The organism is Nonomuraea sp. NPDC001699 (genome assembly GCF_053596455.1).
Map to the genome: position 1 here is coordinate 1 of NZ_JBSFGF010000043.1, position 12,450 is coordinate 12,450.

The 12,450-nt window shown below is 70.3% G+C and carries 12 protein-coding genes and 1 pseudogene; 9 read left to right on the forward strand and 4 right to left on the reverse strand.

From position 1 onward, the window contains the following. Nucleotides 1–445, forward strand: a pseudogene (locus ACWCSU_RS50515) (hypothetical protein); the annotation flags it as partial. A 952-nt stretch (nucleotides 446–1,397) separates the two neighbouring features. Here the strand turns inward: ACWCSU_RS50515 and ACWCSU_RS50520 are convergent. Then, on the reverse strand, nucleotides 1,398–2,354 hold the full coding sequence (locus ACWCSU_RS50520) for a TetR/AcrR family transcriptional regulator C-terminal domain-containing protein (protein WP_449944314.1): 957 nt from the start codon (nucleotides 2,352–2,354) through the stop codon (nucleotides 1,398–1,400). A 166-nt stretch (nucleotides 2,355–2,520) separates the two neighbouring features. On the opposite strand from ACWCSU_RS50520, the gene ACWCSU_RS50525 reads away from it, so the two are divergent. The 4 genes from ACWCSU_RS50525 (at nucleotide 2,521) to ACWCSU_RS50540 (ending at nucleotide 6,602) form a co-directional block, all read left to right on the forward strand. Then, entirely contained in the window at nucleotides 2,521–3,765 is a 1,245-nt protein-coding gene (locus ACWCSU_RS50525; RefSeq protein ID WP_449944317.1) for an FAD-dependent monooxygenase, read from the forward strand. An 11-nt stretch (nucleotides 3,766–3,776) separates the two neighbouring features. Then, on the forward strand, nucleotides 3,777–4,226 hold the full coding sequence (locus tag ACWCSU_RS50530) for a VOC family protein (protein WP_449944320.1): 450 nt from the start codon (nucleotides 3,777–3,779) through the stop codon (nucleotides 4,224–4,226). Then, on the forward strand, nucleotides 4,216–5,319 hold the full coding sequence (locus ACWCSU_RS50535) for a hypothetical protein (protein ID WP_449944322.1): 1,104 nt from the start codon (nucleotides 4,216–4,218) through the stop codon (nucleotides 5,317–5,319). The genes ACWCSU_RS50530 and ACWCSU_RS50535 overlap by 11 nt, the downstream gene beginning before the upstream one ends. A gap of 545 nt (nucleotides 5,320–5,864) precedes the next feature. Further along, complete coding sequence (locus ACWCSU_RS50540; protein ID WP_449944325.1) at nucleotides 5,865–6,602, forward strand: aminoglycoside phosphotransferase family protein; 738 nt, start codon at nucleotides 5,865–5,867, stop codon at nucleotides 6,600–6,602. A 141-nt stretch (nucleotides 6,603–6,743) separates the two neighbouring features. On the opposite strand, the gene ACWCSU_RS50545 is transcribed toward ACWCSU_RS50540, so the two are convergent. Then, on the reverse strand, nucleotides 6,744–7,040 hold the full coding sequence (locus tag ACWCSU_RS50545) for a mycothiol transferase (protein ID WP_449944327.1): 297 nt from the start codon (nucleotides 7,038–7,040) through the stop codon (nucleotides 6,744–6,746). Between ACWCSU_RS50545 and ACWCSU_RS50550 the strand changes: the two genes are divergently transcribed. From ACWCSU_RS50550 to ACWCSU_RS50560, 3 genes are all read left to right on the forward strand, one after another. After that, on the forward strand, nucleotides 7,003–8,436 hold the full coding sequence (locus ACWCSU_RS50550; protein WP_449944330.1) for an RHS repeat-associated core domain-containing protein: 1,434 nt from the start codon (nucleotides 7,003–7,005) through the stop codon (nucleotides 8,434–8,436). The two genes, ACWCSU_RS50545 and ACWCSU_RS50550, sit on opposite strands and share 38 nt — an antisense overlap. A gap of 74 nt (nucleotides 8,437–8,510) precedes the next feature. After that, nucleotides 8,511–9,986 (forward strand): MFS transporter, encoded by a 1,476-nt coding sequence (locus ACWCSU_RS50555; RefSeq protein ID WP_449944333.1) that lies wholly within the window; start codon nucleotides 8,511–8,513, stop codon nucleotides 9,984–9,986. Then, the gene (locus ACWCSU_RS50560; protein ID WP_357709507.1) at nucleotides 9,983–10,429 is read left to right on the forward strand and encodes a MarR family winged helix-turn-helix transcriptional regulator; all 447 of its coding nucleotides are present in this window, start codon (nucleotides 9,983–9,985) and stop codon (nucleotides 10,427–10,429) included. The genes ACWCSU_RS50555 and ACWCSU_RS50560 overlap by 4 nt, the downstream gene beginning before the upstream one ends. Nucleotides 10,430–10,431: 2 nt before the next feature. Here the strand turns inward: ACWCSU_RS50560 and ACWCSU_RS50565 are convergent, their stop codons facing one another. Together ACWCSU_RS50565 and ACWCSU_RS50570 are read right to left on the reverse strand one after the other, a co-directional pair. Continuing rightward, complete coding sequence (locus ACWCSU_RS50565; protein ID WP_449944336.1) at nucleotides 10,432–10,992, reverse strand: GNAT family N-acetyltransferase; 561 nt, start codon at nucleotides 10,990–10,992, stop codon at nucleotides 10,432–10,434. 26 nt (nucleotides 10,993–11,018) lie between these two features. Next, a complete protein-coding gene (locus ACWCSU_RS50570; protein WP_364103648.1) occupies nucleotides 11,019–11,432 on the reverse strand; it encodes a MerR family transcriptional regulator in 414 nt (137 codons plus the stop codon). Between the two features lie 54 nt (nucleotides 11,433–11,486). On the opposite strand from ACWCSU_RS50570, the gene ACWCSU_RS50575 reads away from it, so the two are divergent. Beyond that, on the forward strand, nucleotides 11,487–12,437 hold the full coding sequence (locus ACWCSU_RS50575) for an SDR family NAD(P)-dependent oxidoreductase (RefSeq protein ID WP_449944339.1): 951 nt from the start codon (nucleotides 11,487–11,489) through the stop codon (nucleotides 12,435–12,437). Nucleotides 12,438–12,450 lie beyond the last annotated feature (13 nt).

The following is a 12,450-nucleotide window of genomic DNA, read 5'->3' on the forward strand; positions in this document are numbered from 1 at the left end:
GGCCTCATCTTCCTCATCCCAACGCTCGACCATCGCGTTCAGCTCGGCCAGGGAGGCGACCTCGGGCACCGGGACGAAGTGGTTGCGGCGAAACCCCCACCTGCTGGACTATCTCGGTGGAGTGCTCGTCATCCCCCAGACGGTCCTGATCGAGAAGTACTGGACGGAGATTCGTACTGGCCTGGACAAGGCTGGCATTCCCCTCCGGCACTTCCTGCTGCACACCGACAGTGACACCCTTGCCCACCGCATCGAGACCGACCTCACCGAGGCCGGCGCCCGGCAGTGGCGGCTGGAGCACCTTCCGCAATATCAAAAAGCCCTTCCCTGGCTGCGGCGCGAAGCGCAGGTAGTCGACACCTCCGCCGTCCTCCCGAAGCAGGTGGCCGAGGTCATCGCGACGAAGGCGGGGATTGGAGACGTCCGCACACGTTCAGACAGTTGATCTTCGGCCGGGTACTGTCAACTTCGATGACGCAAACGCCGGTGTTTCGAAATCCATCGAAGTGACAGTGCCCAGGTCAGGCGCAGGTCCCACTGTCATCTTCGCTGCGTCCAGACAACCACCTGTCTGGCGCGCTTGCAGATGTCAGAACGGCACGGGGGATGTCAGCGGACCTGGCAGCAGGCCATCGGAGTTGTCAGTAGGCGCGTGTACGGCAGGAGGTCCGGCCCGGGAGATGGTGACGGTCTTGCTCCGGCGGCTGGCGTTGGTGGTGACACCGGCATCCGGCGAGTCGTTCGCGTCGTGGGTGGATCGGATGGCTCTACGGAACGGATGCCCGCCGTGGACGATCGCCGAGGCGTTGGGGCTGGATGCACGCACGTAAGCGATGTCCGTTCACTGGCGTACGGCGTTGTCACGACGCCGGAAACGTGCAGGGCGATCGGGGCTGCTACAGGTGTGAACTCCGAGGTCGTGCGTGGGATGCATCTGGAGATGTTTGACGGCTCGGCCGTGGCCCTGGCAGGCGTCCGCGCGGGCGACAAGGAGTCAGTCCGCCGGGCAGAGAGCCGCGAGTGGGATCCAGGACACGTACTGCGCGCCTCCCGCGACCGGGCCGCCGAGTCCGAGGCGCGAGCCGCAGCAGGACGTCGAAGACACCGCCGCGGTCGGGGCTCATCACCATGGCGGCGCGCATGCCGACCTCGCGCGTGTGCGGGGTTTCGGCCTGCTCCTGCGCCCGCTCCCACGCTTTCGCGATCTCAACGCTGTAGGCCCAGTAGCCCGGTACGCCCGCTTCGGCGCCACCGAGCACGCCGGTCGCCTCGCCGTTGGGCGCGTCGAAGCGGTGGGTGTAGACGGTGGCGGTGCTCATCTGCAACCAGGCCCGAGGAGGCCGTACGGCGACCGCGATCGCCTCGGCGGCTGAACACGTTCACAGATGGGCTCGTGCCTAGGAGCCCTGGTCGCCGACCAGGGCCGCGAATCCGTCCAGATGGCGGGCCAGGCCGTACTCGAACAAGACGTCCAGATCGGGCGCCGCATCGCCCGAGATCGTCGCCAGGAGGGGGAACCTTCCGTCGGCGAGGAGCTCCTGCCGGCGCGAGCGCTCGGCTTCCGACCAGCGCTGCAAGGTCATGCCCGTGTTCCGCTCGGCCTCGGCCTCGGCTGACTTGGACAGCCCGACGGTGACGACGAGCGCGTGCAGGGTGAGCGTCTCCTGGAACCGGACGTCCATGGGGAGATGGAGCTCCTCGAGCGCCCGCAGGGTCCACTCGGTGTGGGCCATCATGTTGGGGGCCAGAACGGGCCGGGTGAACGAGACGACATGGGGCAGCCACACGTGCCGCCGGCAGAGCCGCCATTGCTGACGGGCGACCAGTTCGAGCTTGGCGCGCCACCCCTGCGGTCCGCGCTCGGGCAGATCGAGGTCGCCGAACACGATGTCGGCCATCTGGACCAGCAGTTCCTCCTTTCCGGAGACATACCGGTACAGGGACATCGGCCCGAGCTCCAGCTTGGCCGCGAGCCGGCGCATCGACAGCGCGTGCAGCCCCTCGGTGTCGGCGAGGTCGACGGCGGCGCGGAGGATGCGCGTCCGGAGCATCTCCTGGTCGGCCGATTCGGCCTGTCGCGCGGCCGTGGTGTCGCGGTGCTGCGGGCGAGCGGGCCGACGGCCGGCCTGGGGGCTGACCACTGTGCCCGAACCGCCCTTCGTCTCGACGAGGCCCTCCTCGCGCAGAGCGGCCGTCACCTTGGTCGCGGTCGCGATCGCGACGCCCCACCGCTGCGCGATGGCCCGGATGGACGGCACTCGGTCGCCGGGGCGGAGATCGCCGCCGTCGATCCAGGAGCGGATCTCCGCGACGATCGCCCGGTAGGGCGGCTCCGGGCGCTGCGTCGATGGCACGTGATCCTCCGGTCCGACAGGGACATGACAGGTATAGCGTACTAGTTCACTTTGTCGCTTGCACTAGTTCACTTTAGCTCGCGAAAGTGCTTTCAGGCCCTCACCGCGCCCATACGGTGTACGCAAAGGCGAAGATACGCCGTAGTCACAACGTGGGGAAGGGCGAATGAAGAACAGGGACATCCTCGTGTCAGGGGGCGGCATCGCCGGGGCGGCTCTGGCGTACTGGCTACGCCGGTACGGATTCCGGCCGACGGTGGTGGAGCGTGCGCCGGCGCCTCGCACGGGCGGTCACGCCGTCGACATCCGGGGCACCGCGCGGCAGGTGATCGAACGCATGGGCCTCGTTCCGCAGGTCCGCCACGCTCGCACCGGAGCCCGCGGCATGGCCTTCATCGACGAAAGCGGCAAGCGGGTGGCGAGCCTGGGCACCGACGTGTTCGGACCGTCCGGCGGGCCGGTCGCCGAGTGGGCGCTCCTGCGCACCGACCTGGCCCGGATCCTGCACGACGCGATCCGCGACGACGTCGAGTACGTCTTCGACGACGCGATCACCGACGTGCTGCAGGACGAGGACGGCATCACAGTGGCATTCGAGAAGGGAGTCTCCAGGCGGTTCGATCTGCTCGTCGGCGCGGACGGCGTCCATTCCAGCGTGCGCCGGCTGACGTTCGGCCCCGAGGACCGTTACGTCCGCGACCTCGGCTCCTTCATCGCGCTCTTCTCCGTCACGTCCGAGGTGGATCTGGACGGCTGGCAACTCATGTACACCATGCACGGTGGTGACGGTCGTGCCGGCAGAACAGCGGGCCTGCGTCCGCTGACCGAGCCGGGCAGGGCCCTCGCGGGGTTCTTCTTCCGTGCCCCCGGGCTCGAGTTCGACCGGCGAGACGTCGCCGCGCAGAAGCAAGTCGTCGCGCGCACCTTCGAGCACGCGGGATGGGAGGTCCCCGCTTTCCTGCCGCAGATCTGGGACGCGTCCGACTTCTACTTCGACCGGGTCGAGCAGGTGCAGGTCGGCACCTGGTCCACCCGCCGGACCGTGCTGGTGGGGGACTCCGCCTTCTGCGCCTCTCCCATGTCCGGTATCGGCACCAGCCTCGCCCTGGTCGGCGCCTACGTGCTCGCCGGTGAACTGTTCAAGGCCGGGGGCGACCAGCGGGTGGCCTATGCCGCGTACGAGAGGGGCATGCGCGAGTTCGTCGACCGGGCCCAGCACTTCGCCCGGACCGCCGGCGACGGTGGCCTGATGCCGGACACGCGGGCACAGATGTGGCTGCGGAACCAGTCCGTACGACTCGTGCGCTACCTGCCCAAACGCCTGGTCAGCCGAGGTCTGGAGTCGGTGGCCGACACCGTCGCGCTCGACGACTACGCCGATCCGGCACCCCACCGGTCCATCAAGCACTGAAGGAGAGCACCATGCGCGTCAGCACCTTCCTGTGGTTCGACGGCCAAGCCGAAGCCGCGGCCACCTCCTACACAGCACTGTTCGCCGATTCCGGGATCATCGACATCGAGCGCACCGCGGACGGTCGCGTCATGACAGTCGTCTTCCACATGGCCGGTCAGCGTTACATCGCTCACAACGGTGGGTCCCGGTACCCCTTCACCAGGGCCCTGTCGATGTACGTGGAGTGCGACGGCCAGGAGGAGGTGGACACCCTCTGGGCGGGCCTCGCCGATGGCGGCGAAGAGGGGCCGGGTGGCTCCCTGGTCGATCGTTTCGGGGTGACCTGGCAGGTCATGCCCACGGCCCTGCGGGAGCTCCTCCAAGGCGCCGAACCGGAGGCCGCCGAACGCGTCCTCACCGCCCTGCACGCCATGACCAAGATCGACATTCAGGGACTGGTCGGCGCCCATGACCGGTGATCAGCGCGTACGGGCAGGGCAAGCGACGCGCACGGACATCCGGCCGGGCCGCTCCCGGCCCGGCCGCGGCCGCCTGCGCGCCGCGTGGACCTTGGCGCTGATGACGATGTTCTGCGCGCCGCTGACGTTCTCAGCGGTCCCCGTCCCGTTCACCTGGCTGCTCCTGCCGCTGTTGCTGGTGATGTACGGCGCCGGCGTCCTGCTCGTCCGCGAGGCGGTCGCGCGGGCCGGCGGCGGATGGACCAGCCTGGTGGTGCTCGGCCTGGCCTATCAGGTAGCCGAGGACGGACTCGGCCTGCAGGCCCTGACCAGCCCGCACATGTACGGCGCCGCCGACTGGGGCCTGCGCGCCCTCGGCATCAACTGGACCTACTGGGAGTCGCAGATCGGCGTCCACGTCGTGCTCAGCGTGCTCCTGCCCGTCGCGATCACCAACCTGCTCTTCCCACGCCTGCGCGATCAGAGCTATCTGCGCACCGGCGGGTTCATCGTCACCGGCGCCTTGGCCGTAGCCGGTGTGCTCGGGCTGAGAGTCGTCATCTCGGCCACCGAGGACCCCGGCGATCAGACCCCGTGGGGATGGACCGTCGCCTACCTGCTGATCATCGCGCTGCTGGCCTGGCCGGCCCTGCGCGTGCTGCCCCGGCGCCGGTCGCCGGACGGGGTCCGAGGCGACCGGCGGGCCCCACGGCCCTTCGTGGTCGGGATCGTCGCGGGGTATCTGACGATGGCCTTCCTGACCACGCTGCTGCCGCTCGGTCTCGGACCGGACCTGCTGTTCGGCGACATGATGTCGCCGCCACTTCGGCTGTTCGCCGGGGCGATGACCGCGATCCCGTTCGGCTGGCTGGTCCTGCGCTGGCGGCGGTCGGGCGACTGGGCCGACAGCCATCGCCTCTGGCTGATCGGAGGCATCCTCGTCTCCCACACGGCGTTCATGATGCCCGCCTCAGCCACCAGTGCCGTCATCGGGCTGATCACCATCTGCCTGGAGGTCGTTCTGCTGTCGGCCCTCGGACGGCATATCCGGCGACCGCAGCCCCGGCGTAAGATCGTCGGGTCGGCGCCACCACGACCGCTGGATGGTGGATGAGGACGAAAGCCCGCTCTATCTCGGTGCTCCTTGCCTTACTCCTGACCTTTTTCCTCTCCCACACCCCCCCAGGCGCACGCGGCCGAACCCGCGACCGCCAAGTCCGCCGGCCGCAAGTACGCGCTCCTGTCGGAGGGCACGGGCAAAGCAGTTGATCTTCGGCTCCATACTGTCAACTTCGATGCCATGGACGCGGGTATTTCGATATCCATATAACTGACGGTGCCCAGGTCAAACGCAGGCCCTACTGTCATCTTCGCTGCTTCCAGACAACCGCTTGTCTGGCGGCCTTGGGATGACAGTCCGTCACAGCAACTGGAAGCGGACATGGAGGCGCGCGATCGGGGTTGGCAGTAGCGGCGTGTACGGCAGGAGGTTCGGCCCGGAGAATGACGACGGTCTGGTCCCGGCGTCCGGCGTTTGGTGGTCGCTCCGCGCCTGGCGAGTTGTTCGCGCCGCGGGTCGATCGGTTGGCGGTGCGGAACGGGTGCCCGCCGTGGGTGGGGGTTGTGCTTGAGACGTGTTGAACAGGAGACCTTTCATTGATGCGACCGACCCCCGCTGAGGTTCCCCTGACCGGAGGACGCATCACCTCAGGAGTCGTCCGGGTCGCCGATACCGTTCGGCGGCCCGCCACGGCCTCCTCCGCCTTCGTCGCTCAACTACTCACACACCTTGAGCAATGCCAGTTCACGGGAGCACCGCGCTACCTTGGACGAGACGAAGCCGATCGCGATGTTCTCACCTACCTGCCCGGCTGGGTCCCGGCCAGGTTCCAGCGCTGGAGCGACGCCCAAGTTGCTTCAGCTGGGGCGCTTCTTCGCTCGTTGCACGACGCCACCCGCAACAGCGGACTCACCGGGGAGCACCCCGTCGTCTGCCATCACGACCCTGGACCCAACAACACGGTGTTTCGAGCTGGGCTCCCCGTCGCCTTCATCGACTTCGACACCGCCGCCCCCGGTGATCCGCTCGATGACATCGGATACATGGCCTGGACGTGGTGCATCTCCTCCAAGACCACCTGGCCGCCGGCCACCGCGCAAGCCGCCCAGGTGCGGGTGCTCGCCGACGCCTACGGACTCACCGCCGCGCGCCGTGCTGCCGTCGTCGATGCGATCCTCGACCGCCAATCCCGCAACGCCCGCTGGTGGGCAGAACGCCTGACCGACTCCAGCCACCTGGCCGGTCCCGAACAGATCACCTCCCGCATCGCATGGTCCGAACGCGAACACGGCTACACCAGTGCCAACCGCCTTGTCTTCGCGACGGCACTGCGCTGACACCGAGCATGCTTCTGATCGCATGGGCCGTGAACGATAGTGGGCGGAATGAGGGTTTGGCGCTTAAGTGATCTTGCTGGTGGGGGGCGGAGGTGAACCGTGGCCCCCACCCTTGACGGGGCCACAGCGGCGCGATCGTGGTCAAGCCTTGATGGGTGCGGCCGCCGCGGCGGCCAGTTCGATCTTCGCGCAGTGGGCCGCACGGGCTTCCTCGTCGATCTGCTTCTCGTGTTCGGGGCGCACCCCGGTCCGGCCGTCGAGGCCCTCGCGCAGGATGTCGGCGTGCCCGGCATGCCGGTTGGACTCGCCGAGTACATGGACCAGGACGGCGAACAGGTTCGTGTTGGGACAAGGCTCCGGCCACCACGGCACGTGGCCGGGGGCGTCGAGGGGAAGCTCGTTGATCGTCGCGTCCGCGGTCGCGGGCCGGACGAGCACCTTCGTCGCCGACGCCGACGGCAACCGGCTCATCCGCCGCGACCCCGGCTCGGTCACCCTCTACCTCGACGGGCAGGAGCTGACCCTGGCCGGGGGCAAGGTGAGCGGCACCCGCTACTACGAGGGCCCGCAGGCCACGGTGGTGCGTACCGGCGACGGCAAGGTCAACTACCTGCTCGGCGACCGGCACGACACCGAGGAGCTGGTGGTCAACGCCACCACGCTGGCCTACAGCCGCAGGTCCACCACCCCCTACGGCGGGTCCCGGGGCGCCGCGCCGGCGTCCTGGCCGAGTCAGAAGGGGTTCGTCGGCGGCACCGTGGACGACTCGACGGGCCTGACCCATCTGGGCGCGCGCGAGTACGACGTGGCCACCGGCCGGTTCGTCTCCGCCGACCCGGTCATGGACCTGTCGGACCCGCAACAGATCAACGGGTACGCCTACGCGAGCAACAACCCGGTCGCCTGGTCCGACCCGACCGGCCTGCGCGTCTGCGACGGCCAGGAGTGCAAGGACGCCGGCATCCGTCCCGACGGCAGGCCCATCCAGCCGCCGCCGGCACCGGCGCCGGCGCAGGTGCAGCTCACCAGTGTGAGCTCGCCCGCCCCCGGCCCGACCTCCGGCCGCGGCGCCGGCACCGGACGCAGCGGCGGCGGCACCAGCAACCCCGGCGCGTGCACGAGCCAGTCGTGCATGCTGCGGTACACCGATCCGGCCGCCGCCCAGCGCATCGCCGAGCTGATGGCCGAGAACAAGCGCATCGCGGACGCGCTCGCCGAGGAGCAGGCCAGGCGCAGGCAGGCCGAGGAGGCGCTGCAGAAGGAGAAGCAGAAGAAGAAGCGCGGCTGGTGGGACCGCTGGGCCCGGACGGTGGCGGCGGTCGCCGTCGGCGTCGTCGGCGCGGTGGCCGTGGGCGCGTGCGGCGTGACCGTGGTGTGCGGCGTGGCGCTGGGGGCCGGGATCGGCATGGCGAGCTACTCGGTGCAGAACGCGGGCTCCGACCGGTTCAGCGTGACCGGCCTGGCCTTCGCCGGGCTCACCGGGGCGGCGCTGGGCGGCGCCGGCCGCTACCTGAAGGCGGGCCAGGAGCTCGCCAAGGCCCAGGCGGGGGTGAAACTACCGATGGGCACCGAAGTACTGAGAGGGCGCGGAACATGGCCACACAACCCAAGGCGACCTGGTCGTTCACCAACTGGTTCAAGTTCCACAAGCCATGAGCCGGCTGACGGAGATCCTGCGCAGGCCACGTACGTGGGCGGTCGTCGGAATGCTGGTCGTGGTGGACCTGCTGGCGGTCCTCCTGCTGCCCGGGGAGGTGTCGGTGTACGCGGTGATCGCGCTGACGATGGCCGCCGCGATGTTCATCGGCTAGCCCGTCCGCGGCACGTTCGGTGATCGGGCGATGGCCGCCGCGTCCTTTTCGGGGGGTGCGGCGGCCATCTGTTTAGTTATGCGAATATAATCGTTATATGCCTATAACCAGTAGGGCGCCCGTCTTGTCCACGTCCGCGCTCAGCCCCCGCCGGCGGCTGCTCGTGCTGGCCATCTGCTGCATGAGCCTGTTCATCGTCGGGCTGGACAACACGATCGTGAACATCGCGCTGCCCGCCATCCGGCGCGACCTGAACGCCTCCATGTCCGGACTCCAGTGGATCATCGACGCCTACACGGTGGTGCTGGCGAGCCTGCTCATGCTGGCCGGCTCGACCGGCGACCGGGTCGGCCGCCGGCGCACGTTCCAGACGGGGCTGGCGCTGTTCACGCTCGGCTCACTCATGTGCTCGCTGGCGCCCGGCCTCGGCTGGCTGATCGCGGCGCGGGCGCTGCAGGCCGTCGGCGGGTCGATGCTCAACCCGGTCGCCATGTCGATCATCACGAACACCTTCACCGAGCCGCGCGAGCGAGCTCGGGCGATCGGCGTGTGGGGCGGCGTCGTCGGCGTCAGCATGGCACTCGGCCCGCTGGTCGGCGGCATGCTGGTGGACTCGGTCGGCTGGAAGTCGATCTTCTGGATCAACATCCCCGTCGGGCTGGCCGCGTTCGCGCTGTGCGCGCTGTTCGTGCCCGAGTCGCGCGCGCCGCGTCCGCGCCGGGTGGACCCGGTCGGGCAGACGCTGGTGATCGTGCTGCTGGCCACCCTGACGTACGGCTTCATCGAGGCGCCGGCCGCCGGCTGGGGGGCGCCGCGCACACTGGGCTGCTTCGCGGTCGCGGCGCTGGCGCTGGCCTTCCTGGCGCCGTACGAGCTGCGCCGCACCGACCCGCTCATCGATTTGCGCTTCTTCCGCAGCGCGCCGTTCACGGGGGCCACCGTCATCGCGGTGTGCGGCTTCGCCGCGCTGGGCGGGTTCCTGTTCGTCAACACCCTCTACCTCCAGGACGTGCTGGGCCTGTCCGCCCTGCACGCCGGCCTCTACACGCTGCCCATGGCCGGGCTGACCGTGGTCTGCGCGCCGCTGTCGGGCCGGATCGTCGGGAACGCCGGGCCCCGCGTCCCGCTGCTGGTGGCCGGGATCACCATGACGGCCAGCGGCCTGATCATGACCGGGCTGGCGGCGGACACGCCGACCTGGCGGCTCATGGCCGCGTACGTGCTGTTCGGGGTGGGGTTCGGCATGCTGAACGCGCCCATCACCAACACCGCCGTGTCCGGCATGCCGCGCGCCCAGGCCGGCGTGGCCGCGGCGGTGGCCTCCACCAGCCGCCAGATCGGCCAGTCGCTCGGCGTCGCGGTCATCGGCTCGCTGGTCACCTCGGCGGTGGCCGGCCCGTTCGCCGCCGGATTCCCCTCGGCCAGCCACGTCGGCTGGTGGATCGTCGCCGGGTGCGGGCTGGCCATCCTGCTGCTCGGTATCCTGACCACGACCGGCTGGGCCCGCCGCAGCGCCACCCGTACCGCCGAACGGCTCGCCCACGCTCCCGACAGAACGGCGGACGCGTCATGACCGACACCTCCGGCCAGGAGGCCGTGGCCCGCGTCTGGGCGGCCATGTACGACCTCGTCCTGCGGCAGGAGGACCGCCGCAAGGAGGTCGCCGAGACGCTCGGCATGAGCTTCTTCCGGGTCAAGGCGCTGCGCCGCCTGCTGGCCGGGCCGATGACCATGCGGGAGCTGACCGCGGAGCTGTCCACCGACAAGCCGTACACCACGCTGATGGTCGACGACCTGGAGCGGCGCGGCCACGTGACCCGCAGCGTCTCCCCCGACGACCGCCGCAGCAAGATCGTCGCCCTGACCCCGGCGGGGACGGCCGCCGCCGAGGAGGCCGAGCGCATCCTGGCCCGCCCGCCGCGCTCCCTGCTGGCCCTCGACCCCGGCGACCTGGCCGCCCTCGACCGCATCATGGCCCGCCTGCGCGCCCCGGAGGAGGCCGCGCGGCAGCGGTGAGGTCAGCCCCCGAACCCGGACAGGGCGGCGACGCCGAGTGTCTGCTCGGCGCCGAACTCCTCGAAGGTGGCGACGGGCCGGAAGCCCAGGCGGGCGGCCAGCCTCAAGGAGCGTCCGTTCGCCGTCCGGGTGACGACCACGACCGGCTGGTCGGGCAGCTCGGCCGCCGCCGCCCTCAGCGCGGCGGACGCGGCCTCGTACGCGAACCCGCTCCCCCACGCGGCGCGCCGCAGCACGTACGACAGCTCCAGCTCCTCGCCGTCGCCGGTCACGTGCCCGGGACGGCCGGCCGCCCGGCGGTCGAGCGACAGCGTCCCGAGGAGCCTGTCGGTGACGAGGTCCGCGATGACGTAGGCGCCCGGGGCGGCCGTCGCTCCGGCGGTCCCGGCGGCATCGAGGAACCGCTCGACGTCGCCGCGTGGGCGCGGGCCGCCCAGGTGCTCGCGCACCTCGGGGTCGGTCATCAGCTCGACGAGACCGTCACGGTCGGCGTCGCGGGCCTTGCGCAGCAGGAGACGCCCGGCGGCGATCTCGGTGGCGGACAGCGTCGGCAGGTGGCTCATGGAACCTTGATCCTAGGACCGGCGAACTACGGGGACGGGGACCAGACGCCGGCCGCGGTGCCGTCCTGGACGTGCCGGCGGTAGGTGACGACCTTGCCGTGGATGATCTCCAGGCTCGCCGTCAGGTCGGCTATCCGGTCGCGGACGGCCCGTTCGTGCTCCTCCAGCAGCGCCAGCCGCTCCGGCTCGTTGCCCGGCCCCGACCGCACGAGATGGGCGAACCTCCGGAGGGTGGCGATCGGCATGCCGCTCTCGCGCAGCCGGTTGCACAGCAGCAGCCACTCCACGTCGGCCCGGTCGTAGGCCCGCTGCCCGCCGGCGGTACGCGGGATCGGGCGCAGGAACAGCTCCTCGCGTTCGAAGAAGCGCAGCGCGTGGACGCCCAGCCCGGTGACCCGCGCGACGTCCCCGATGGACAGGCGGTCCGCGTCCCTGCTCATGGCACCTTCCGATAGCTTGACCTAGATTGCACTCTAGATTCTACGGTCGGGGGTATGGCACGTACACACCACAGAATCGGCTCGGGTTTCGGCGCGCACAGCACGGCCGACGACGTCCTGACCGGCGTCGACCTGTCCGGCAGGAACGTCCTGATCACCGGCGGCTACTCGGGCCTCGGCCTGGAGGCGACCCGCGCGCTGGTACGGGCGGGAGCGCACGTCGTCGTGCCCGCCCGCCGTCCCGACGTGGCGAAGGACGCGCTGCGCGACCTCCCCCGCACGGAGGTGCGCGAGCTGGACCTGGCCGACCTCGGCAGCGTCCGCGCCTTCGCCGACCTGTTCCTGGAGACCGGCCGCACCCTCGACGTCGTCATCGGCAACGCGGGCGTCATGGCCTACCCCCACCGGCCCGTCGGCCCCGGCTGGGAGGCGCATCTCGCCATCAACCACCTCGGCCACTTCGCCCTGGTCAACCGGCTGCGCCCGGCGCTCGCCGGGGCCCGGGTGGTGTCGGTCTCCTCCTCCGGGCACTTCCTGTCCGACATCCGCTGGGACGATCTCCACTTCCGCCACGGCTACGACCACTGGACGGCCTACGGGCAGTCCAAGACGGCCAACGCCCTGTTCGCCGTCCATCTGGAAGCCCTCGGCGCGGCCGACGGCCTGCGGGCCTTCGCCGTGCACCCGGGCAGCATCCTCACCCCGCTGCAGCGCCGCATCCCCCACGAGGAACAGGTCGCCCAGGGCTGGATCACCTCCGGCGGACGCCGGGCCGACGGCTTCAAGACCCCGGAACAGGGCGCGGCGACGGCGGTCTGGGCGGCCACGTCACCCCTGCTGGAGACGCACGGCGGCGCCTACTGCCAGGACTGCGACCTCGCCGAGCCGGCGACGGGCGACGACATGCTGGTCGGCGGCGTCAAACCCTGGGCCCTCGACCCCGACTCCGCCGCCCGCCTGTGGAAACTCTCCGCCGCCCTGACCGGCCACGACGCCTTCTCCTGACCGCCCGGCTCAC

Coding starts and splice junctions, on each gene's coding strand:
- ACWCSU_RS50525 (WP_449944317.1), top strand. CDS start 2,521: ATGAAGAACAGGGACATCCTCGTGTCAGGGGGCGGCATCGCCGGGGCG.
- ACWCSU_RS50530 (WP_449944320.1), top strand. CDS start 3,777: ATGCGCGTCAGCACCTTCCTGTGGTTCGACGGCCAAGCCGAAGCCGCG.
- ACWCSU_RS50535 (WP_449944322.1), top strand. CDS start 4,216: ATGACCGGTGATCAGCGCGTACGGGCAGGGCAAGCGACGCGCACGGAC.
- ACWCSU_RS50540 (WP_449944325.1), top strand. CDS start 5,865: ATGCGACCGACCCCCGCTGAGGTTCCCCTGACCGGAGGACGCATCACC.
- ACWCSU_RS50555 (WP_449944333.1), top strand. CDS start 8,511: ATGCCTATAACCAGTAGGGCGCCCGTCTTGTCCACGTCCGCGCTCAGC.
- ACWCSU_RS50560 (WP_357709507.1), top strand. CDS start 9,983: ATGACCGACACCTCCGGCCAGGAGGCCGTGGCCCGCGTCTGGGCGGCC.
- ACWCSU_RS50565 (WP_449944336.1), bottom strand. CDS start 10,992: ATGAGCCACCTGCCGACGCTGTCCGCCACCGAGATCGCCGCCGGGCGT.
- ACWCSU_RS50570 (WP_364103648.1), bottom strand. CDS start 11,432: ATGAGCAGGGACGCGGACCGCCTGTCCATCGGGGACGTCGCGCGGGTC.
- ACWCSU_RS50575 (WP_449944339.1), top strand. CDS start 11,487: ATGGCACGTACACACCACAGAATCGGCTCGGGTTTCGGCGCGCACAGC.